This is a genomic window from Pseudomonas sp. RIT-PI-r, assembly GCF_001297015.1.
Taxonomy (GTDB): Bacteria; Pseudomonadota; Gammaproteobacteria; order Pseudomonadales; family Pseudomonadaceae; genus Aquipseudomonas.
In genome coordinates this window covers 299,667-321,212 of the sequence record NZ_LIGE01000047.1, presented here as the reverse complement: position 1 = coordinate 321,212, position 21,546 = coordinate 299,667, and the positions used below count along the sequence as shown (strand labels likewise).

Here is a 21,546-nt window from a genome sequence, read left to right as displayed (position 1 = left end):
CTTGTTTTCTGTGAATCAAAATCAAAAGATCGCAGCCTTCGGCAGCTCCTACAGGGGTTGTGCATCAATCAGCGGTTTTGCGTCCGCCGATAGGGTTGTGCATCAATCAGCGGTTTTGCGTCCGCCGACAGGGTTGTGCATCAATCGGCGGTTTTCGCGTCCGCCGATAGGGTTATGCATTGATCAGCGGGTGTCAGTGCGTGCGGGTTACTTTGCTCAGGTGGCGCGGCTGATCCGGGTCCATGCCACGGGCCACGGCCAGCCCTGCGGCCATCACGTAGAAACTCTGGATCGCCAGAATCGGATCGAGCGCTGGGTGTTCGGCACGGCTCAAGGTCAAATCGCGTTCGCTCACATCGTCCGGCGCGGCCAGCAACACACGGGCGCCGCGTTGACGCATTTCTGCCGCGAGGCTCAACAGGCCCGCCTGCTCGGCGCCGCGCGGAGCGAACACCAACAATGGATAGTGTTCGTCGATCAATGCCATCGGGCCGTGACGCACTTCGGCGCTGCTGAACGCTTCGGCCTGAATCGCCGAGGTTTCCTTGAATTTCAGCGCGGCCTCTTGAGCAATGGCGAAACCGGCACCACGACCGATCACCATCAATCGCTCGCAATCACGCAGCGCTTCGATGGCCACGCTCCAGTCCTGTTTTGCCGCTTCGCGCAGACCTTCCGGCAAAGCGTTGCCAGCCTCGAGCAATTCGCTGTCCTCTTTCCAGTGCGCGATCAAACGAGCGCTGGCGCTGAGGGTGGCGATAAAACTCTTGGTCGCGGCGACGCTGCTTTCAGTCCCGGCGAGCAGCGGCACGCTGAATTCACACGCCGCTTCCAGTGGCGAATCGGCAGCGTTGACCATCGATACGCTCAGCGCGCCACGCTTGCGCAACAGACGCAGGCTGTTGACCAGATCCGGGCTCTGCCCCGATTGCGAAAACGCGAACGCGACCTGACCGCTGACCTTTAACGGCGCTTGCTGCATGGTCACCACTGACATCGGCAACGACGCCACCGGCACACCCAGTTGTTGCATGGTCAGGTAGGCGAAGTAGCTAGCCGCGTGGTCGGAGCTGCCGCGTGCGACAGTCATCGCCACTTGCGGCGGCTGACGACGCAGGCGTCCGGCGATCTCGATCATTTGCGGGTCGAGCTGTTGCAGTTGGGCTTGCACGGCCTCGAACGAGGACAGCGCCTCCTCAAGCATTTTTGAAGTCAATGTCTTCTCCTTCGACCATGACGGCGGTCAGTGTGAGTGAGCGATCGAGCCGCACGCAGTCGGCCCAGGCACCTGGTGCAAGGCGCCCGCGTTCGTTGATGCCGAGGTAGTCGGCGGGAAATTGCGACAGGCGCTGCGAGGCCTCAGCGATCGGCAAACCGATCTTCACCAGATTGCGCAGGGCCTGATCCATGGTCAGGGTGCTGCCGGCCAGGGTGCCGTCGGGCAGGCGCACGCCGCCCAGGCATTTGGTCACGGTGTGGCTGCCGAGCTTGTATTCACCGTCGGGCATGCCGGCGGCGGCGGTCGAGTCGGTTACGCAATACAGGCACGGGATCGAGCGCAGGGCCACGCGGATTGCTCCCGGATGGACGTGGAGCAAATCCGGAATCAGTTCGGCGAATTTGGCGTGGGCCAATGCCGCGCCAACGATGCCCGGCTCGCGGTGATGCAGCGGGCTCATGGCGTTGTAGAGGTGAGTGAAACTGGTCGCGCCAGCCTCCATTGCGGCGACGCCTTCCTCGTAGCTGCCGAGGGTGTGGCCGATCTGCATGCGCACGCCACGGCTGCTGAGTTCGCGGATCAATCCGTCGTGACCGGCGATTTCCGGGGCGATGGTGATCACGCGGATTGGCGCCAGTGCCAGATACTCTTCGACTTCGGCCATCAACGCGGTGTGGGCGAAGTTCGGTTGCGCGCCGAGTTTTCCCGGATTGATGTACGGGCCTTCGAGGTGTACGCCGAGGACGCGCGCGGCACCTTTCGGACGCTGTTCGCAGAATTCTCCTACTTCCTTCAGGACGCTGGAAATCTCGGCACTCGGTGCGGTCATGGTGGTGGCCAGCAGCGACGTTGTGCCAAAACGCACGTGGGTTTTGGTAATGGTTTCGAAAGCGCTGGCGCCTTCCATGATGTCTTTGCCGCCACCGCCATGCACGTGCAGATCGATGAAGCCCGGCAGCAGATACGGCAGATCATTGGTTGCCGGATCGCAAGGCATTCCTTCGATCGACACGACTTTGCCGTGTTCGTGGATCAGCCGGCCGCGAATCCAGCCGCTGGCGGTGAGGATGTTGTCTTCGGACATTTTGGTTCTCTCGTTTGGCTCGGCTGCTGATCAGCGGCGAAGCTCTGCAACAAAGTCGTAGTAGTCGTTGCGGCAATAGGTGTCGGTGACTTCAATCGGCGTGTTGTCTTCCAGGTAGCCGACCCGAGTCATCAGCAGCATCGCGGTGCCGGGGGCGATGCCGACCAGCGCGGCGAACTCGTCCGAGGCATTGATCGCCTGGATGTGCTGCAAGGCACGGACGATCGGTTTGCCTATGCCGTCGAGGTATTCGTAGAGTGAATCGCCGACCAATTGCGGCTTGGGCATGATCGAGGCGGGCAGGGTGCTCATCTCGATGGCCATGACCGTGTCATCGGCTTTGCGCAGACGCTTCATGCGCGCGACCTTGTCGTTCGGCGACAGGCTGAGACGGATCAGTTCTTCGTGGGTCGGCAGGGTGATTTCGCGCTCCAGCCATTGCGAGCTGGGCACGAAACCCTTCAAGCGCAGCATCTCGCTGAAACCCGAGAGGCGCGACAGCGGTTGTTCGAGGCGTGGCGTGATGAAGGTGCCGGAACCTTGCAGGCGGCGGATCAGGCCTTGATCGAGGAGGACTTCCAGCGCCTTGCGTGCGGTGACCCGGGAGATGCCGAGCAACTCGCTGAGATTGCGTTCCGAGGGCATCGCCTGTTCGGCTTTCCACTGTCCTGCATGAATCGCTGCTTCCAGATTGCGTGCCAGTTGCAAGTACAGCGGCGTCGGCTGGGAGTCGTCTGGGCGTAGGGCCTGGAAGTCGTTCATGTAGGTCATTTCCGACGCGAGTATAGGATTGTTGTGGCTCGCTTGTGGGACGAAAATTAATACCACTTGAATACCATGTCAACGCAGGCAATCGGCGGTTTGCCCAATGAAATGGCGGGTTATGAAGGGTCTGGTTTGAAGTGGTATTAAAGGTGGGCTGTAAAAAGCAAAAGATCGCAGCCTGCGGCAGCTCCTACAGTGGGAAGTGGTATCACCTCTGTAGGAGCTGCCGCAGGCTGCGATCTTTTGATTTATTTTTTGCGGGTGACCAGCGGTCGCTGGTTACGGGCGGATTTCGACCATCGTGCCGTCCGGCACCAGGCTCCACACTTCGCGCATATCCACATTGCGCATGGCGACGCAGCCATCGGTCCAGTCGAGGGTGTGGAACAGGTCTTCCGGGGTTTCTTCCGAATCCGGCGTGCCGTGGATCATGATCATGCCGCCAGGCTCGACGCCTTCACGCCGGGCGCGGGCCGAGTCGCTGATGTTCGGGTAGGAAATGTGCATCGACAGGTTGAATTTGTCGCTGGTCTTGCGCCAGTCGATCCAATAAAAACCTTCCGGCGTGCGCTTGTCGCCTTCAATCAGTTTCGGACCTTTTTTCGCGCCCTTGCCCAGGGAGATGCGATAGGTCTTCAGCGGCTTGCCGTCGGCGATCAACTGCAATTGATGCGCCGATTTGAGCACCAGAACTTTCTCGATAAGCGGGGTATTCGCCGGCGTCACGGTGGTCACGAAGGACGCTTGGGAGACGCTAACGAACGACAGGCAGAACAGGACAAGCAACCAGCGCATTGAAACGATTCCCCAGGGAGTGAAGCAAACAGGATTTATGTAGGAGCTGCCGCAGGCTGCGATCTTTTGATTTCTAACCAACAATGACCGGCTGCACCAACGGCGGAATCGACTCCGAACGAACCGGATACTCCTCAACACGCCGATCAGCGAAGAAGCATTCTAGGGTACGCCCCACCGTGCGGAAAGCCAGCTCGTCCCAAGGAATGTCGGCTTCGTCGAATAGTTGCACTTCTAGGCTCTCGGGGCCCGCAGCAAAGTCGAGATCCACCAGTTCGGCGCGGAAGAACACATGCACCTGACTGATGTGCGGCACGTCGATCAGCGTATAGATGCTCAGGTTACGCACCCGGGCGCAGGCTTCTTCAGCCGTTTCACGCACGGCGGCTTGTTCGATGGTCTCGCCGTTCTCCATGAAACCGGCAGGCAACGTCCAGTAACCGAGGCGCGGCTCGATGGCGCGACGGCAGAGCAGCACCTTCGTGCCCCAGGTCGGCACGCAGCCGGCGACGATATTGGGGTTCTGATAGTGAATGGTCTGACAGCTGTCACAAACAAATCGCAGCCGCGAATCGCCTTCGGGAATGCGCTGGGTGACCGGTTTACCGCAGTGGCTGCAAAAATTCATGCTGGGCTTCCTGAATGCTGCGCCTATCTTGGCGTGCAGCGGTGCCGGTCGGCAAGTTGTCGTTTCGCGACACGACAGGTTTCCGGGGCTTGGGCACTCGCAATGATTGGTGCATGATGCAGGGTAAGGCACAGATCGAGAACACTCATGCTGGACGAGCTACTGCATCGGGTAAGCAACCACACACCGCGCACGCTGGAAACCGACACACGTTTCCCCGAGGCCGCCGTTCTGGTGCCGATCACCCGCAGTGACGAGCCGGAACTGGTGCTGACCCTGCGCGCCAGCGGCCTCTCGACCCACGGCGGCGAAGTCGCTTTCCCTGGTGGGCGCCGCGATCCGGAAGACCCGGATCTGATCTTCACCGCCCTGCGTGAAGCCGAAGAGGAAATCGGTTTGCCGCCCGGGTTGGTCGAAGTCATCGGCCCGCTCAGCCCGCTGATCTCTCTGCACGGCATCAAGGTCACGCCTTATGTCGGTGTGATCCCCGATTTTGTCGAATATCGCGCCAATGATGCCGAGATTGCCGCTGTCTTCAGCGTGCCGCTGGAATTCTTCCGTAAAGACCCTCGCGAGCATACCCATCGCATCGACTATCAGGGACACAGTTGGTACGTGCCGAGCTACCGCTTTGGCGAATACAAAATCTGGGGCCTGACGGCGATCATGATCGTCGAGTTGATCAACCTGCTCTATGACGCGAAAATCAGCCTGCACCAACCGCCGAAAAGTTTTATCAACACCTGAAGCCGTCGTTCGAACGGCCATTCACCGTGAGCCCTGAGGAAAACAAGATGAAATACCGCCTGGGCGACGCCCGTGTCGAGACCCATCCACAGAGCTGGGTCGCCCCCAATGCCGTGCTGGTGGGCAAGGTCAAACTGGAAGAAGGCGCCAACGTCTGGTTCAACGCCGTGTTGCGTGGCGACAATGAACTGATCCTGATCGGCAAGAACAGCAACGTCCAGGACGGCACCGTGATGCACACCGACATGGGCTATCCGCTGACCATCGGCACCGGCGTGACCATCGGCCACAATGCGATGCTGCATGGCTGTACCGTCGGCGATTACAGCCTGATCGGCATTAACGCGGTGATTCTCAACGGCGCGAAGATCGGCAAGAACTGCATCATCGGCGCCAACTCGCTGATCGGCGAAGGCAAGGAAATTCCCGATGGTTCGCTGGTCATGGGTTCGCCGGGCAAGGTTGTGCGCGAGCTGACCGAGGCGCAGAAGAAGATGCTTGAGGCCAGCGCCGCCCACTATGTGCATAACTCGCAGCGTTACGCGCGCGATCTGGTTGAGCAAGAACAATGACGACTGTCGAAAGACCTGTCGCCTCGCCGTGCGTGAATATTTGTGCGCTGGATGAGCAGGATATTTGCACCGGCTGCCAGCGTACGGTGGAAGAGATTACCCGCTGGGGCCGCATGAGCAACGACGAGCGCCGCGTGGTGCTGGGGTTGTGTCATGAGCGGGCGAAGGCGAGTGGGCTGGTGTGGATGATCCCTTCAAAATCGTGAACGGCTAGAGATTGCCCTCACCCTAACCCTCCCGAAACGTCGGACCGCCCATTGGGAGAGGGGACTGACCGAGGTGTCTTACGCTATACGCCGACCTGACATGTCGAGTCGGACTCAAGATTTGAAAGGCCCCCAATAGGCTCCCTTTCCCCCTCGCCTGAAGGGAGAGGGAGCGACCGCGTTGATTGCTCGGGTCGCACCGACCTGGGTTATCGAGTCGAACTCGGGAGTCGATTCAACGAAGTTCTGCTCCCTTTCCCCCTCGCCCCCCATGGGGGAGAGGGCTGGGGTGAGGGGGTGGCTCTTGATCTGCGGGTCCAGTAATCTGTGCGCCAATCTGCCAGGTCGCCTCCATGATTTTCCTCATCGCTTACATCAGCAGCGTCGTGCTGATCAACTTCGCCTTTTCCACCGCGCCACACCTGGACATCATCTGGTCGGCCTGGGGTGGCCTGGTGTTCATACTGCGCGACATGGTGCAAACCCGCTTCGGTCACGGTGCGCTGGTGGCGATGCTGGCGGCGTTGGTGTTGTCTTACGTCACCTCCGATCCGTCCATCGCGCTGGCCAGTGCCACGGCATTCGCGGTGTCGGAAATCATCGACTGGCTGGTGTTCAGCGTCACCAAACGGCCGTTGCGCGACCGCTTGTGGATCAGTTCGGCGCTGAGTATTCCCCTCGATACCTTTATCTTCTTCGGCATGATCGACCTGCTGACGCCGCCGGTGATCATCACTGCGCTGCTGTCGAAATTCGCGGGTGTCACCGCCGTTTGGCTGATCATGGCCTGGCGTGAGCGCAAACAGGCCGTCGCCGGCTGAAGCCAAAGCCTCTGGTTCATGTAAAATGCCGCGCTTTCTCCCCATGGAAAGCGCGTCTGGCGTTGCTTTCCTCGATGATCCGCTTCTTTGAGGACCTGAGATGACCCGTATCGGAACTCCATTGTCGCCGACCGCGACCCGCGTATTGCTGTGTGGCTGTGGTGAGTTGGGCAAGGAAGTGGTGATCGAGCTGCAACGCCTGGGCGTTGAAGTGATCGCCGTTGACCGCTACGCCAACGCGCCGGCCATGCAAGTTGCGCATCGCAGCCACGTGATCAACATGCTCGACGGCGCTGCCCTGCGCGCAGTGATCGAAGCCGAAAAACCGCACTTCATCGTGCCGGAAATCGAAGCCATCGCCACCGCCACGCTGGTCGAACTGGAAGCCGAAGGCTTCACCGTGATCCCGACCGCGCGCGCGGCGCAATTGACCATGAACCGTGAAGGCATTCGTCGTCTGGCCGCTGAAGAGCTGGATCTGCCGACCTCGCCGTACCACTTTGCCGACACCTTCGAGGACTACAGCAAAGCCGTTGAAGACCTGGGCTTCCCATGCGTCGTCAAACCGGTGATGAGTTCGTCGGGCAAAGGCCAGAGCTTGCTGCGCAGCGCCGATGACGTGCAGAAAGCCTGGGATTATGCGCAAGAAGGCGGTCGCGCCGGTAAAGGTCGGGTGATCATCGAAGGTTTCATCGATTTCGATTACGAAATTACCCTGCTGACCGTGCGCCACATCGGCGGCACCACGTTCTGTGCGCCGGTCGGTCACCGTCAGGAGAAGGGCGACTATCAGGAATCCTGGCAGCCACAGGCCATGAGCCCGGTTGCACTGGCCGAATCCGAGCGGGTAGCCAAAGCGGTAACCGAAGCGCTGGGAGGCCGTGGTCTGTTCGGCGTTGAGCTGTTCATCAAGGGTGATCAGGTGTGGTTCAGCGAAGTCTCGCCGCGTCCGCATGACACTGGTCTGGTTACATTGATTTCGCAGGATCTGTCGCAGTTCGCTCTGCACGCTCGCGCGATTCTGGGCCTGCCAGTGCCGTTGATCCGTCAGTTCGGGCCTTCGGCTTCTGCGGTGATTCTGGTGGAAGGGCAGTCGACCCAGACCGCATTCGCCAATCTGGGTGCTGCGTTGAGCGAGCCCGATACGGCGTTGCGTCTGTTTGGTAAACCGGAAGTGAATGGCCAGCGCCGTATGGGCGTGGCGCTGGCGCGGGATGAGTCGATCGAGGCTGCGCGTGCCAAGGCGACCCGTGCTGCTCAGGCTGTTGTCATAGAACTCTAAACCGAGTCGCGCCCATCGCGAGCAGGCTCACTCCTACAGTTGGAATGCGTTCCCCTGTAGGAGTGAGCCTGCTCGCGATGGCGGCCTATCAGGCAACCCGATTCAGATCGTTGCCACGCGTTTCCTTCAGGCACAGCACCGCAATCAAACTCAGCACCGCCGCCCCCGACACATACCCGCCGACATAACTCAAACCCCCCATTGCCACCAGTTTCTGCGCAAAGAACGGCGCCGCCGAGGCCCCGACAATGCCGCCCAGGTTATACGCCGCCGAAGCGCCGGTATAACGCACGTGGGTCGGGAACAGCTCTGGCAACAGCGCCCCCATCGGCGCGAACGTCACGCCCATCAAGAACAGCTCAATGCACAGAAACAGCGCTACGCCCCAGGTCGAACCCTGAGTCAGCAGCGGCTCCATCAGAAACCCGGAAAGTATCGCCAGCACGCCACCGATGATCAGCACCGGTTTGCGTCCATAACGGTCGCTGGCCCAAGCGGACAGTGGTGTGGCGGCAGCCATGAACAGCACGGCAAAACACAGCAGCCCAAGGAATGTTTCGCGACTGTAGCCGAGCGTGGAAACTCCATAGCTGAGGGAGAATACCGTCGAGATATAGAACAGCGCATAACACACCACCATCGCCGCTGCGCCCAACAAGGTTGGCGCCCAGTACTGGCTGAACAGCTCGACCAGCGGCACCTTCACCCGTTCCTGCCGAGCGACGGCATTGGCGAATACCGGGGTTTCATGCAGCTTCAAACGCACATACAAACCGACCATCACCAGCGCTGCGCTGAGCAGGAACGGAATGCGCCAGCCCCAACTGCGAAATTGCTCGTCATCGAGGGTCATGGCCAGGGTCAGAAACAAGCCGTTGGCCGCGAGAAAACCAATGGACGGGCCGAGCTGCGGGAACATGCCGAACCACGCGCGTTTGCCCTTTGGCGCGTTTTCCGTCGCGAGCAGGGCGGCACCGCCCCATTCGCCGCCCAATCCCAGGCCCTGACCAAAACGCAGCACGCACAATAGAATCGGTGCCCACGCGCCGATGGTGGCGTAACCCGGCAGCACGCCAATCAGCGTTGTACATACGCCCATCAACAGCAAGGATGCCACCAGCGTCGACTTGCGCCCGATACGGTCACCGAAGTGGCCGAACAGCGCCGAGCCCAGCGGTCGGGCAAGGAAGGCGATACCGAAAGTAAGAAACGCCGAGAGCATCTGCGCGGTGCCGGACGTCTGCGGAAAGAACACCGGCCCGATCACCAGCGCGGCCGCCGTGGCGTAAACATAGAAATCGTAGAACTCGATCGCGGTGCCGATAAAACTCGCCGTCGCCACGCGGGTGGCGGAGTTGGTCGGTTGGGCAGGCGCGGTGTCGCTGTAAGCGGTACTGGTCGTCATGCGGTGATCCCTGACAGTCATGAGCTCCGTTGGAGCGAATTATTATGGTCGAACACCCAGGGATGTGGGATGAGGCGCGGTCGCTGTTTCAGGTAGGAACAGTCGCCGGAGTGCAGCGGAAATGGCCGAAACCTGTTGTGTGCGGGGTAAGCACGAGGCTCGGCGGCGCTTGGGTAAGCGCCTCGATTATAGGAAGGGGGCTAACGATTGAACAAGAGCAAAAAGTCGTCTATCGGGCAGGCATCAGAGCAGGCACAGAAGAGGTATGCCAGATCAACACCTTGCTCACCCGGTTCTCCTCGGTCTCGAGAATCTCCAGGCGATAACGGCCGATCTTCAAGCAAACCGCACTCTCGGGAATCGTCTCCAGTGCTTCAGTCACCAACCCGTTCAGCGTTTTCGGCCCGTCGCTCGGCAAATGCCAGCCCAGGCACTTGTTCAATTCACGGATCGAAGCGGTGCCATCAATCACCATTCGTCCATCGGGCTGCGTATGAATATGCGGGTTATCGAGGCTGTGCTCACTTTCAAATTCGCCAACGATCTCTTCGAGAATATCTTCCAGTGTGACGATACCAAGCACTTCGCCGTACTCGTCGACTACCATGCCCAGCCGTCGCTGTTGCTTGTGGAAGTTCAGCAGCTGCAGTTGCAACGGTGTGCTTTCCGGTACGAAGTACGGCTCGTAACTTGCCGCCAGCAGGGTTTCACGAGTCAAATCGGCATTGTTCAGCAGATGACGGATCTGCCGGGTATTGAGCACCGCTTCAACCTGATTGATGTCGCTGTGAAACACCGGCAGGCGCGTGCGCTTGTTATGGCGCAGTTGTTCAATGATCTCTTCGATCGAATCGTCGAGGTTGATGCCGTCGACATCACTGCGCGGCACCAGAATGTCGTTGACGGTGATGTTGTCCAGCGCGTGGATCCCTGAAACCGGGTGCGCGTGAACGGGGTGTTCGACATCATCGTGACGATCGGAAGGCGCATCGTCCTCGCTGTGCTGCACTACTTGGGTTTTTCGCGCGAACGGGCGGATCAGCAAACCGCTGGCACGGCTGAACAGCCAGGCGAACGGATAAACAATCTTCAGCGGCACTGTCAGCAAAGAGTTGCCGAACGCCAGCACCGCGTCGGGATAGCGCCGGGCGACGGTGCGCGGGAAGTAATCGGCGAACACCAGCAGGATTGCGCCGCCCACCAGGCACGCCGCCCACGGGCCGTTTTCTTCACAGAGGAAAATCGCCAGCAGCGTCGCGATCACCACAGCAAGCGCACGGCACAGGGTGTTGCAGAGGATCAGGCTGTCGAGCGGGAAGCCCAGCTTCGCCAACGGTTTATCGCTGGCGCGTGAGGCCGTGCGTTGCGCAAGCAGGTGTTGCTGCGCGATTTCGACGGCGGTAAACAGCCCTGACCATAAAATCAGCAGGACAAATACCGCGAGCATCGGCCCTAGGGGCAAACCGTCCATTTATGCCGCCCGTCAGATGTGCAGGATGTATTCGCGAACCAGTTTGCTGCCGAAATACGCCAACATCAGCAGACAGAAACCGGCGAGAGTCCAGCGAATCGCCTTGTGACCGCGCCAGCCGAGACGATTACGGCCCCACAGCAGCACGCTGAATACGATCCAGGCCAGGCAGGCCAGCAGGGTCTTGTGCACCAGGTGCTGGGCGAACAGGTTCTCGACGAACAGCCAGCCGGAAATCAGCGACAGCGACAGCAGCGTCCAGCCGGCCCAGAGAAAACCGAACAGCAGGCTTTCCATGGTTTGCAGCGGCGGGAAATTCTTGATCAGCCCGGACGGGTGCTTGTGCTTGAGTTGGTGGTCTTGCACCAATAGCAGCAAGGCCTGGAACACCGCGATGGTGAACATGCCGTAGGCGAGGATCGACAACAGAATGTGCGCGAGGATGCCCGGCTCTTCGTCGATGATCTGCACCGTGCCGGTGGGCGCGAACTGCGCCAGCAACACCGTGACCGCGCCGAGCGGGAACAGCAGCACCAGCAGGTTTTCCACCGGGATTCGTGAACAGGCGATCAGGGTCAGGGCAATCACCGCCGCCGCGATCAGGCTCGAGGCGCTGAAGAAGTCCAGGCCCAGACCGATCGGCGTCAACAAGTGAGTGAGCAGACTGGCGGCGTGGGCCACCACGGCGAGCGCGCCGAGGCTGACCAGCAGGCGCTTGTTCGCCTTGGCGCCGGTGGCCAGGCGGGTGCTCTGATAAAGGGTCGCAGCGGCATATAGAAGGGCGGCGGCGAGGGTGGTCAATAAACTGGGTGACAAGGGGAGCATAAATCCTGTTAGGCAAGCCCGAAAGGGGCTGAGTTTGGCATAGAACCGCCATCGCACGAAAGACTCAGGAAGCTGACAGCGAGGTGTCCGCCAGCCGCAGTCTTCGCTATAATCCGCGACCTGCCCACGCCGCAGGCTCGCCGAGCACATGTTGATTCCGGTCTGGGCCGCCATTATCCCGGTCTACACAGGGCCTGAAAGGATCGCGCAATGTTTGAAAACTTAACCGACCGTCTCTCGCAGACGCTGCGCCATGTCACCGGCAAGGCGAAGCTGACCGAGGACAACATCAAAGACACCCTGCGTGAAGTGCGCATGGCGTTGCTCGAAGCCGACGTCGCCCTGCCGGTGGTCAAGGACTTCGTCAATTCGGTCAAGGAGCGCGCTGTCGGCACCGAGGTGTCGCGCAGCCTGACGCCAGGCCAGGCGTTCGTGAAGATCGTCCAGGCTGAACTCGAAAGCCTGATGGGCGCGGCCAACGAAGACTTGAACCTGAGTGCCGTGCCACCTGCCGTCATTCTGATGGCCGGTCTGCAAGGTGCGGGTAAAACCACCACCGCCGGCAAACTGGCGCGCTTCCTTAAAGAGCGCAAGAAGAAGTCGGTCATGGTCGTGTCGGCGGACGTTTACCGTCCAGCGGCGATTAAACAGCTGGAAACCCTGGCCAATGACATCGGCGTGACGTTCTTCCCGTCCGACCTGAGCCAGAAGCCGGTCGACATCGCCACCGCGGCTATTAAAGAAGCAAAACTGAAATTCATCGACGTGGTCATCGTCGACACCGCCGGTCGTCTGCACATCGACGAAGAGATGATGGGCGAGATCAAGGCGCTGCACGCCGCGATCAACCCGGTCGAAACCCTGTTCGTGGTCGACGCCATGACCGGTCAGGACGCCGCCAACACGGCCAAGGCCTTCGGTGATGCTCTGCCGCTGACCGGTGTGATCCTGACCAAGGTCGACGGCGACGCCCGTGGCGGTGCCGCATTGTCGGTACGCGCCATCACCGGCAAGCCGATCAAGTTCATCGGTATGGGCGAGAAGAGCGAAGCGCTCGACCCGTTCCACCCTGAGCGTATCGCCTCGCGCATTCTCGGCATGGGCGACGTGCTCAGCCTGATCGAACAGGCCGAAGCGACCCTCGACAAGGACAAGGCCGACAAACTGGCCAAGAAGCTGAAGAAGGGCAAGGGCTTCGACCTCGAAGACTTCCGCGATCAGCTGCAACAGATGAAGAACATGGGCGGCCTCGGTGGCCTCATGGACAAACTGCCGAGCATCGGTGGCGTCAACCTGTCGCAAATGGGCAATGCCCAGAACGCCGCAGAGAAACAGTTCAAGCAGATGGAAGCCATCATCAATTCCATGACCCCGGCCGAGCGCCGCGACCCTGAGCTGATCAGCGGTTCGCGCAAACGCCGGATCGCCATGGGCTCCGGCACTCAGGTGCAGGACATCGGTCGCTTGATCAAGCAGCACAAGCAGATGCAGAAGATGATGAAGAAATTCACCGCCAAAGGCGGAATGGCGAAAATGATGCGCGGCATGGGCGGTATGTTGCCCGGCGGCGGCATGCCGAAAATGTAAAGAATCCGCGCCGGTCGTCGCACCGGCGCAGACCCTGCAAGGACGCAGGATCAACAGCAAACCCGCACTCGGCGGGAGCTGACTGGCCGTTTTCATCGACGGCTCTATATGCAGATCTGCACGGCATGCCATAGGCGCCGGAAAAAGTCATTTGCAAAAGTCCGGATATTCCTTAGAATATGCGGCCTTTCGGGCACCCATGCCCGCTGTGCATTTAGATTTGCAGCACCGACTACAGGAACGATGTTCACATGCTAACAATCCGTCTTGCCCTTGGCGGCTCCAAAAAGCGCCCGTTTTACCACCTGACCGTAACCGACTCGCGTAACCCGCGTGACGGCTCCCACAAAGAACAGGTTGGTTTCTTCAACCCTGTTGCCCGTGGTCAGGAAATCCGTCTGTCCGTGAACCAAGAGCGCGTAGCCTACTGGCTGAGCGTTGGTGCACAGCCTTCTGAGCGTGTTGCTCAGTTGCTGAAGGAATCTGCAAAGGCTGCGGCCTGAGCAATATGAACGCGACGCCTGCTGTTGCCGATGATTTGATCGTTATTGGCAAAATTTATTCTGTTCATGGCGTTCGCGGCGAAGTGAAGGTTTATTCCTTTACTGATCCGACTGAAAACCTGTTGCAGTACAAAACCTGGACGCTCAAGCGCGAAGGCAATGTCAAACAGGTCGAGCTGGTCAGTGGACGCGGGAGCGACAAGTTCCTGGTCGCAAAGCTCAAGGGTCTTGATGATCGTGAAGAAGCTCGTCTTCTGGCCGGTTATGAGATCTGCGTGCCGCGCAATCTGTTCGCTGAATTGACCGACGGTGAGTACTACTGGTACCAGCTGGAAGGTCTGAAGGTCATCGACACCCTTGGGCAATTGCTCGGGAAAATCGATCATCTTCTGGAAACCGGCGCCAATGATGTAATGGTCGTCAAGCCTTGCGCTGGCAGCCTGGATGATCGCGAACGCCTGTTGCCCTATACGGAGCAATGCGTGTTGGCCATCGACCTGGCAGCGGGCGAGATGAAGGTGGATTGGGACGCGGACTTCTAAGCGTGGCTAACTTGCGCGTAGAAGTGATCAGTTTGTTTCCCGAGATGTTTTCCGCCATCGGCGACTACGGCATCACCAGTCGTGCGGTCAAACAGGGGCTCTTGCAGCTGACCTGTTGGAATCCGCGAGATTACACGACGGATCGGCATCACACTGTGGACGATCGCCCGTTTGGCGGTGGTCCGGGCATGGTGATGAAGATCAAGCCCCTGGAAGATGCTCTGGCTCAGGCCAAGGCAGCAGCCGGGGAGGCGGCGAAGGTGATTTACCTGTCCCCCCAAGGCCGTCAACTGAATCAGTCGGCGGTACGCGAGTTGGCACAATCGGATGCATTGATCCTGATTGCCGGCCGCTATGAAGGCATTGACGAGCGTTTTATTGAAGCTCATGTCGATGAAGAGTGGTCGATTGGCGACTATGTACTGTCTGGCGGCGAGCTGCCGGCCATGGTCCTGATCGATGCGGTTACACGACTGCTGCCTGGAGCTTTAGGGCATGCGGACTCCGCCGAGGAAGATTCCTTTACGGATGGTCTGCTGGATTGCCCGCACTACACCCGACCTGAGGTGTATGCGGATCAGCGTGTACCCGACGTGTTGCTGAGTGGCAACCACGCGCATATCCGGCGTTGGCGTTTACAGCAGTCCCTTGGTAGGACCTTTGAACGACGCGCCGATCTTCTGGAAAGCCGCTCGCTTTCTGGAGAAGAGAAGAAGCTGCTCGAGGAATACATCCGCGAGCGGGACGATAGTTAACAACGTATCGATGGTAGATCGAACGATTTACCTTAGGAGCACAGCATGACCAACAAAATCATCCTTGCACTCGAAGCAGAGCAGATGACCAAAGAAATCCCTACCTTCGCCCCAGGCGACACTATTGTCGTTCAGGTGAAAGTGAAGGAAGGCGATCGTTCCCGTCTGCAAGCGTTCGAAGGCGTTGTAATCGCCAAGCGTAACCGCGGCGTGAACAGTGCGTTCACCGTTCGTAAAATCTCCAACGGTGTTGGCGTAGAACGTACTTTCCAGACCTACTCCCCGCAGATCGACAGCATGGCTGTCAAACGTCGCGGTGACGTACGTAAAGCCAAGCTGTACTACCTGCGCGACCTGTCGGGTAAAGCAGCTCGCATCAAGGAAAAACTGGCTTAAGTCCAGCTTCCGATGCAGAAAAAAGCAGCCTACGGGCTGCTTTTTTGTTGCCCGTAATAAACTGCCCCCATCTTGTAGGAGCTGCCGAAGGCTGCGATCTTTTGATCTTGCTTGTATTCGGAAGCCAGATATCGAGTCTATTCATGACCACCCGCGACCAAGAAATCGAACGCCGCACCGAACTCTCGGTGACCCGCGTAACCAAGGCTGTCTTCCCGCTGACCACCAACCACCACAACACCCTGTTCGGTGGCACCGCGCTGGCATGGATGGACGAAGTGTCGTTCATTACCGCCACGCGTTTCTGCCGATTGCCGCTGGTGACCGTGTCCACCGACCGTATCGACTTCAACCATGCGATCCCGGCCGGATCCATCGTTGAGCTGGTCGGAAAGGTGATCAAAGTCGGCAACACCAGCCTCAAGGTCGAGGTGGAAGTGTTCGTCGAAAGCATGAGCTGCGATGGCCGCGAGAAAGCGATTCATGGGCAGTTCAGCTTTGTCGCGATTGATGATGAGAAGCGGCCGGTGCCGGTGCTGCCGGGTTTTGCTGCCTGATCTGAAACCGAGTCGAAGCCATCGCGAGCAGGCTCACTCCTACAGTTGGAATGCGTTCCCTGTAGGAGTGAGCCTGCTCGCGATTCGATTCAAGAGGCGCCGCTGGCCTCAGGCTGAATCAACGCCAACAACGTCCACCCCGCCCCAGGCTTCAACGCCGTCTCCGGCGTCACCACATGCACCCAGCCGCTGTCATCACGCATAAACAGCAAGGTCGCACGATTACCATGCAGCGCCTGGTAATCCTCCCAGCCAAAACCATCAGTCAACGTTGTGCTGTACAACTCGGCACCCTGACCCATCTGGCTGGCCAGTTTCGCGTAGGTAAACGCCTCGCTGCCCAATTGATTGCCACGATGCTCCAGGCTCGCACGATGCTTGTCGCTACGCCTACTCTCATGACCACTGGCCAGACCAAACAGGCGCTGATGCCCAAAGTCATGACGAAAGCGCATCGCTGCCAAGGTGTTCAGTTCGCCCGACGGCGACAGCGCCAGCAAATGCCCCAGCCCGACCAGATCCAGATGCGCATCGGCATGTTGCGAGGCCGGGTTGCCGAAATATGTCGGCAAGCCTTCCATGCGTGCCGCACGAATATTTTCCCAACTCGAATCGGTCAACAGCACGCGGCTGCCCAGTTGCTGCAGCGATTTGCCCAGCTCCCGCGCTGGCCCGTTTGCGCCGACGATCAGGAATCCACTTGGCGCTGGCTCTGCAACCTTCAACAGGCGTGCCAGCGGTCGCGCAGTCGCACTTTGCAGCACAACGGTGCCGATGATCACCGCAAAGGTCAGCGGCACCAGCAGCAATGCGCCCTCGTGTCCGGCCTCATGCAGACGAATTGCAAAAATCGCCGACACCGCCGCCGCGACGATCCCGCGTGGAGCGATCCAGCACAGTAACGCACGCTCACGCCAACTCAGGCTCGAACCAGCTGTGCTGAGCAACACGTTCAGCGGCCGGGCAATCAACTGGATTACCAGCAACAGAATCAACACCAGCGGCCCAAGGCCGATCAAGGCGTACAAATCCAGGCGCGCCGCCAACAAGATGAACAGCCCGGAAATCAGCAGCACGCTGAGGTTTTCCTTGAAGTGCAGGATGTGCCGCACATCCACGCCCTTCATGTTCGCCAGCCACATGCCCATCAACGTTACCGCCAGCAAACCGGACTCGTGCATCACCTCGTTGGAGGCAATGAAAATCCCCAACACCGCCGCCAGCGAGGCGAGGTTATGCAGATACTCCGGCAACCACTGCCGACGGATCACTGTGCCGAGCAGCCAGCCACCGACAATGCCGAACACCGCGCCGCACAGAATCACGCCACCAAAGGTGAACAGGCTCTGCTTGAGGCCATGACCTTCAGCGCTGGCGATGATGAAGCTGTACACCACCACGGCGAGGAGGGCGCCGATCGGGTCGATGACGATGCCTTCCCAGCGCAGAATGTTGGCGATCGAGGCTTTCGGCCGCACCACCCGCAACATCGGCACGATCACGGTCGGGCCGGTGACCAGCGTCAGGCTGCCAAAGAGAATGGCCAGCATCCAGTCGAAGCCGAGCAAAAAGTGCGTCGCGACGGCGATGACTACCCAGGTCGAGATCGCCCCGATGGTCACTAAACGATGGACAACGCTGCCGATCTCGCGCCATTCGGAGAGGTGCAGGGTCAGGCTGCCCTCGAACAGAATCAGCGCCACCGCCAGCGACACCAGCGGCATCAGCAGTGGGCCAAACATTTCCTGCGGATCAAGCCAGCCCAATACCGGGCCGACCAGGATCCCCGTCAGCAACAGAAACAGAATCGCCGGCAGCTTCAGGCGCCAGGCCAGCCATTGGCAACCCAGCGCCGCAGCGCCAATCCCGCCAAATGCCAATAGAATTTGCTGCTCGTTCATTGATGCTCCCTGTTCCTTGAAATTGCGGGCTATGAAAGACTAGCGCCCATTCCTACAGTTCACTCTACATTTGCTCACAGTCCTTGAGACTGTGTGACTTGAGCGCCCATGCCTGCCATCGATCATCCCCTCATTGACCAATTCCTCGACGCGTTATGGCTGGAAAAGGGCTTGTCCGATAACACCCGTGGCGCCTATCGCAGCGATCTGGCGCTGTTCAACGGCTGGTTGCAGGAGAAGAACCTGGAACTGATCAATGCCGGCCGCGAGCTGATCCTCGATCACTTGGCGTGGCGTCTGGAGCAGAACTACAAACCGCGTTCCACGGCGAGATTTCTCTCCGGTGTGCGTGGCTTTTATCGCTATCTGCTGCGGGAAAAGATGATCGGCGTTGACCCGACGTTACGCGTCGACATGCCGCAACTCGGTAGGCCGTTGCCTAAGTCCCTGTCGGAAGCGGACGTCGAAGCCCTGCTTAAAGCACCGGATCTGAGCGAGGCGATCGGCCAGCGTGACCGCGCCATGCTTGAAGTGCTGTATGCCTGTGGCCTGCGCGTGACCGAACTGGTCAGCCTGACACTGGAACAGGTCAACCTGCGTCAGGGTGTGTTGCGGGTGATGGGCAAGGGCAGCAAGGAGCGCTTGGTGCCAATGGGCGAGGAGGCAATCGTCTGGGTCGAGCGTTATATGCGCGACGGGCGCGGCGAACTGCTCGGTGGCCGGCCTAGCGATGTGCTGTTCCCCAGTCAGCGCGGCGAGCAGATGACCCGCCAGACCTTCTGGCACCGCATCAAGCATCAGGCCAAGGTTGCCGGGATCGGCAAGTCGCTGTCACCGCACACCTTGCGTCATGCGTTTGCCACGCATTTGCTCAACCATGGCGCGGATTTGCGCGTGGTGCAGATGTTGCTCGGGCACAGCGACCTGTCGACCACGCAGATCTACACCCACGTCGCCCGCGCTCGATTGCAGGATCTGCACGCCAAACACCACCCGCGCGGCTGAATAAAAATTCCTGTGGGAGCGAGCCTGCTCGCGAAGAGGGAGTGTCAGTCAGCGTTCATTTAGCTGACACACCGCTTTCGCGAGCAGGCTCGCTCCCACAAGGATCTGTGCAGTCCTGAAAGTGTGGCGACAGGCGCATTCGGCCACCGTGACCTTATGTGTTAGGCTTTGCCGGTTTGCACGATGGACGGTTATGACCCGGTGTTCCGGCACGGGCGTTCTGACCGTTTCATTTGTCCGCCTTCAGGAGTTCTCATGCGTCTGACCCAGATTTTCGCCGCCGCAGCCATTGCGTTGGTCAGCACCTTTGCCGTCGCCGATGACGCGGCCGACAAAGCCATTCGTAAAAGCCTGGAAAACCTCCAGCTCGAAGTCCCGGTCGAGAGCATTTCCGCCAGCCCGTTGCCGGGCATGTACGAAGTCAAGCTCAAGGGCAGCCGCGTGCTGTACGCCAGCGCCGACGGCCAATACGTGGTGCAGGGCTATCTGTTCCAGCTCAAGGACGGTAAACCGGTCAACCTGACCGAAAAGACCGAGCGCCTGGGCATCTCCAAGCTGATCAACGACATTCCGGTTGCCGAAACCGTGGTCTACCCGGCCGTGGGCGAAACCAAATCGCACATCACCGTGTTCACCGACACCACCTGCCCGTACTGCCACAAGCTGCACGCCGAAGTGCCGGAGCTGAACAAGCGCGGCATCGAAGTGCGCTACGTCGCGTTCCCGCGCCAGGGCCTGGGCTCACCGGGTGACGAGCAACTGCAAGCCGTGTGGTGCTCGAAAGACAAGAAAGCGGCCATGGACAAAATGGTCGATGGCAAGGAAATCAAGGCCGCCAAGTGCGAGAATCCGGTTTCCAAACAGTTCGCCCTCGGTCAGTCGATTGGCGTGAACGGTACACCGGCCATCGTTTTGGCCGACGGACAAGTCATTCCGGGCTACCAGCCTGCGCCACAAGTCGCCAAACTGGCGCTGGGCGCCAAGTAATTCGCATCGTCACGGTCAACCGTGACGATCATGGTCCGGCAGCGAGATCGCCGGGCCATTAATAGAGAGCCGCGAGCACGCGGTTGTTTTCCGGCCGACCCTGAGTCGGCCGTTTTATGGGGAGTTCACAGTGAATCCGGTCAAAGTAGGCATCTGTGGGTTAGGGACCGTCGGTGGCGGTACCTTCAACGTACTTCAGCGCAACGCCGAGGAAATTGCTCGTCGTGCCGGGCGTGGGATTGAAGTGGCACAAATTGCCACGCGCACGCCAAAGCCTCAGTTCCAGACGACCGGTATTGCGATTACCAACGATGTCTTCGAAGTGGCCACGAACCCTGAGATCGACATCGTCATAGAGCTGATGGGCGGCTACACCGTTGCCCGCGAGCTGGTACTCAAGGCCATCGAGAATGGCAAGCATGTGGTCACCGCGAACAAGGCTCTGATTGCCGTTCACGGTAATGAAATTTTCGCCAAGGCACGCGAGAAAGGCGTGATCGTGGCGTTCGAAGCAGCGGTGGCCGGTGGCATTCCGGTGATCAAGGCGATCCGCGAAGGCCTTTCCGCCAACCGCATCAACTGGGTGGCCGGGATCATCAACGGCACCGGCAACTTCATCCTCACCGAAATGCGCGAGAAGGGCCGTACGTTCGAAGACGTGCTGGTCGAAGCGCAAGCGCTGGGTTATGCCGAGGCTGATCCAACCTTCGACGTCGAAGGCATCGATGCGGCGCACAAGCTGACGATTCTGGCTTCCATCGCGTTCGGCATTCCGCTGCAATTCGACAAGGCTTACACCGAAGGCATCACCAAGCTGACCACCGCTGACGTCAACTACGCCGAAGCGCTGGGTTATCGCATCAAGCACCTCGGTGTGGCGCGCAGCACAGACGCCGGCATCGAGTTGCGCGTCCACCCGACGCTGATCCCGGCCGATCGCCTGATCGCCAACGTCAACGGCGTGATGAACGCGGTGATGGTCAACGGTGACGCCGCCGGTTCGACGCTGTTCTACGGCGCTGGCGCCGGCATGGAGCCAACCGCTTCGTCGGTGATCGCCGACCTGGTCGACGTGGTTCGCGCCATGACTTCCGACCCGGAAAACCGCGTGCCGCACCTGGCTTTCCAGCCGGACTCGCTGTCGGCCCATCCGATCCTGCCGATCGAAGCCTGCGAAAGTGCGTACTACCTGCGTATTCAGGCCAAGGACCATCCGGGCGTACTCGCTCAGGTAGCGAGCATCCTCTCGGAGCGCGGCATCAACATTGAGTCGATCATGCAGAAGGAAGTCGAGGAACACGACGGTCTGGTGCCGATGATCCTGCTGACCCACCGTGTGGTCGAGCAGCGCATCAACGATGCCATCGCCGCCCTCGAAGCGCTGGCCGGCGTCAATGGTCCGGTTGTACGGATCCGCGTCGAGCACCTGAACTAAGTCGTTGTCCTGCACCGGCCCCGTGAACGGGGCCAGTGCCGTGAACACTCTCCATTGG

General features: G+C 59.7%; 23 protein-coding genes. 14 read left to right on the top strand and 9 right to left on the bottom strand.

The genetic code is table 11. The features are described 5' to 3' along the window. Positions 1-193: 193 nt before the first annotated feature. The 5 genes from AK821_RS28840 to AK821_RS28820 form a co-directional block, all read right to left on the bottom strand. A complete protein-coding gene (locus tag AK821_RS28840) occupies positions 194-1,216 on the bottom strand; it encodes an SIS domain-containing protein (protein ID WP_105705633.1) in 1,023 nt (340 codons plus the stop codon). Beyond that, positions 1,197-2,303, bottom strand: a complete 1,107-nt coding sequence (gene nagA / locus AK821_RS28835; RefSeq protein ID WP_064393268.1) for an N-acetylglucosamine-6-phosphate deacetylase — start codon at positions 2,301-2,303, stop codon at positions 1,197-1,199. The genes AK821_RS28840 and nagA overlap by 20 nt, the downstream gene beginning before the upstream one ends. Positions 2,304-2,333: 30 nt before the next feature. Beyond that, the gene (locus tag AK821_RS28830; RefSeq protein WP_064393267.1) at positions 2,334-3,065 is read right to left on the bottom strand and encodes a GntR family transcriptional regulator; all 732 of its coding nucleotides are present in this window, start codon (positions 3,063-3,065) and stop codon (positions 2,334-2,336) included. Positions 3,066-3,347: 282 nt separating this feature from the next. Beyond that, the gene (locus AK821_RS28825; protein ID WP_064393266.1) at positions 3,348-3,863 is read right to left on the bottom strand and encodes a L,D-transpeptidase family protein; all 516 of its coding nucleotides are present in this window, start codon (positions 3,861-3,863) and stop codon (positions 3,348-3,350) included. Between the two features lie 73 nt (positions 3,864-3,936). After that, positions 3,937-4,491 carry an NUDIX hydrolase gene (locus AK821_RS28820; protein ID WP_064393265.1) on the bottom strand — a complete coding sequence of 185 codons (555 nt, stop codon included), beginning with the start codon at positions 4,489-4,491 and terminating at the stop codon, positions 3,937-3,939. 147 nt (positions 4,492-4,638) lie between these two features. On the opposite strand from AK821_RS28820, the gene AK821_RS28815 reads away from it, so the two are divergent. The 5 genes from AK821_RS28815 to purT all read left to right on the top strand — a co-directional run bounded on the left by AK821_RS28815 (position 4,639) and on the right by purT (position 8,119). Then, positions 4,639-5,238, top strand: a complete 600-nt coding sequence (locus AK821_RS28815; protein WP_064393264.1) for a CoA pyrophosphatase — start codon at positions 4,639-4,641, stop codon at positions 5,236-5,238. A gap of 47 nt (positions 5,239-5,285) precedes the next feature. Continuing rightward, complete coding sequence (locus AK821_RS28810) at positions 5,286-5,810, top strand: gamma carbonic anhydrase family protein (protein WP_064393263.1); 525 nt, start codon at positions 5,286-5,288, stop codon at positions 5,808-5,810. Beyond that, positions 5,807-6,016, top strand: a complete 210-nt coding sequence (locus AK821_RS28805; RefSeq protein ID WP_064393262.1) for a DUF1289 domain-containing protein — start codon at positions 5,807-5,809, stop codon at positions 6,014-6,016. The genes AK821_RS28810 and AK821_RS28805 overlap by 4 nt, the downstream gene beginning before the upstream one ends. Before the next feature lie 353 nt (positions 6,017-6,369). Next, the gene (locus AK821_RS28795) at positions 6,370-6,837 is read left to right on the top strand and encodes a VUT family protein (protein WP_064393260.1); all 468 of its coding nucleotides are present in this window, start codon (positions 6,370-6,372) and stop codon (positions 6,835-6,837) included. 100 nt (positions 6,838-6,937) lie between these two features. Beyond that, positions 6,938-8,119 carry a formate-dependent phosphoribosylglycinamide formyltransferase gene (gene purT / locus AK821_RS28790; protein WP_064393259.1) on the top strand — a complete coding sequence of 394 codons (1,182 nt, stop codon included), beginning with the start codon at positions 6,938-6,940 and terminating at the stop codon, positions 8,117-8,119. Between the two features lie 88 nt (positions 8,120-8,207). Here the strand turns inward: purT and AK821_RS28785 are convergent, their stop codons facing one another. The 3 genes from AK821_RS28785 to AK821_RS28775 all read right to left on the bottom strand — a co-directional run bounded on the left by AK821_RS28785 (position 8,208) and on the right by AK821_RS28775 (position 11,820). Beyond that, complete coding sequence (locus AK821_RS28785) at positions 8,208-9,524, bottom strand: MFS transporter (protein ID WP_064393258.1); 1,317 nt, start codon at positions 9,522-9,524, stop codon at positions 8,208-8,210. A 229-nt stretch (positions 9,525-9,753) separates the two neighbouring features. Continuing rightward, positions 9,754-10,995 carry a transporter associated domain-containing protein gene (locus tag AK821_RS28780; protein ID WP_064393257.1) on the bottom strand — a complete coding sequence of 414 codons (1,242 nt, stop codon included), beginning with the start codon at positions 10,993-10,995 and terminating at the stop codon, positions 9,754-9,756. A gap of 12 nt (positions 10,996-11,007) precedes the next feature. Next, on the bottom strand, positions 11,008-11,820 hold the full coding sequence (locus tag AK821_RS28775) for a cytochrome C assembly family protein (RefSeq protein WP_038357737.1): 813 nt from the start codon (positions 11,818-11,820) through the stop codon (positions 11,008-11,010). A 210-nt stretch (positions 11,821-12,030) separates the two neighbouring features. Here AK821_RS28775 and ffh point away from each other — a divergent pair, with 210 nt between their 5' ends. From ffh to AK821_RS28745, 6 genes are all read left to right on the top strand, one after another. After that, complete coding sequence (gene ffh, locus AK821_RS28770) at positions 12,031-13,407, top strand: signal recognition particle protein (RefSeq protein ID WP_008081630.1); 1,377 nt, start codon at positions 12,031-12,033, stop codon at positions 13,405-13,407. 251 nt (positions 13,408-13,658) lie between these two features. Then, positions 13,659-13,910: a 30S ribosomal protein S16 gene (gene rpsP, locus AK821_RS28765; RefSeq protein ID WP_003185073.1), complete on the top strand. Its 252-nt coding sequence runs from the start codon at positions 13,659-13,661 to the stop codon at positions 13,908-13,910. Positions 13,911-13,915: 5 nt separating this feature from the next. Then, positions 13,916-14,452 carry a ribosome maturation factor RimM gene (rimM, locus tag AK821_RS28760; RefSeq protein WP_064393256.1) on the top strand — a complete coding sequence of 179 codons (537 nt, stop codon included), beginning with the start codon at positions 13,916-13,918 and terminating at the stop codon, positions 14,450-14,452. Between the two features lie 2 nt (positions 14,453-14,454). Continuing rightward, on the top strand, positions 14,455-15,207 hold the full coding sequence (gene trmD, locus AK821_RS28755) for a tRNA (guanosine(37)-N1)-methyltransferase TrmD (protein ID WP_038357743.1): 753 nt from the start codon (positions 14,455-14,457) through the stop codon (positions 15,205-15,207). A 45-nt stretch (positions 15,208-15,252) separates the two neighbouring features. Then, positions 15,253-15,603, top strand: coding sequence for a 50S ribosomal protein L19 (rplS, locus tag AK821_RS28750; RefSeq protein ID WP_003175895.1), 351 nt, complete (start codon positions 15,253-15,255; stop codon positions 15,601-15,603). Positions 15,604-15,746: 143 nt separating this feature from the next. After that, a complete protein-coding gene (locus tag AK821_RS28745) occupies positions 15,747-16,160 on the top strand; it encodes an acyl-CoA thioesterase (RefSeq protein ID WP_064393255.1) in 414 nt (137 codons plus the stop codon). Positions 16,161-16,249: 89 nt separating this feature from the next. Here the strand turns inward: AK821_RS28745 and AK821_RS28740 are convergent, their stop codons facing one another. Next, positions 16,250-18,061, bottom strand: coding sequence for a cation:proton antiporter (locus AK821_RS28740; protein WP_064393254.1), 1,812 nt, complete (start codon positions 18,059-18,061; stop codon positions 16,250-16,252). Between the two features lie 108 nt (positions 18,062-18,169). Here AK821_RS28740 and xerD point away from each other — a divergent pair, with 108 nt between their 5' ends. The 3 genes from xerD (at position 18,170) to AK821_RS28725 (ending at position 21,488) form a co-directional block, all read left to right on the top strand. Next, the gene (gene xerD, locus AK821_RS28735) at positions 18,170-19,066 is read left to right on the top strand and encodes a site-specific tyrosine recombinase XerD (protein ID WP_064393253.1); all 897 of its coding nucleotides are present in this window, start codon (positions 18,170-18,172) and stop codon (positions 19,064-19,066) included. Positions 19,067-19,321: 255 nt separating this feature from the next. After that, positions 19,322-20,053 (top strand): bifunctional protein-disulfide isomerase/oxidoreductase DsbC, encoded by a 732-nt coding sequence (gene dsbC / locus AK821_RS28730; protein ID WP_064393252.1) that lies wholly within the window; start codon positions 19,322-19,324, stop codon positions 20,051-20,053. A gap of 130 nt (positions 20,054-20,183) precedes the next feature. Then, positions 20,184-21,488: a homoserine dehydrogenase gene (locus AK821_RS28725; RefSeq protein ID WP_064393251.1), complete on the top strand. Its 1,305-nt coding sequence runs from the start codon at positions 20,184-20,186 to the stop codon at positions 21,486-21,488. The last annotated feature ends 58 nt before the right edge of the window (positions 21,489-21,546 follow it).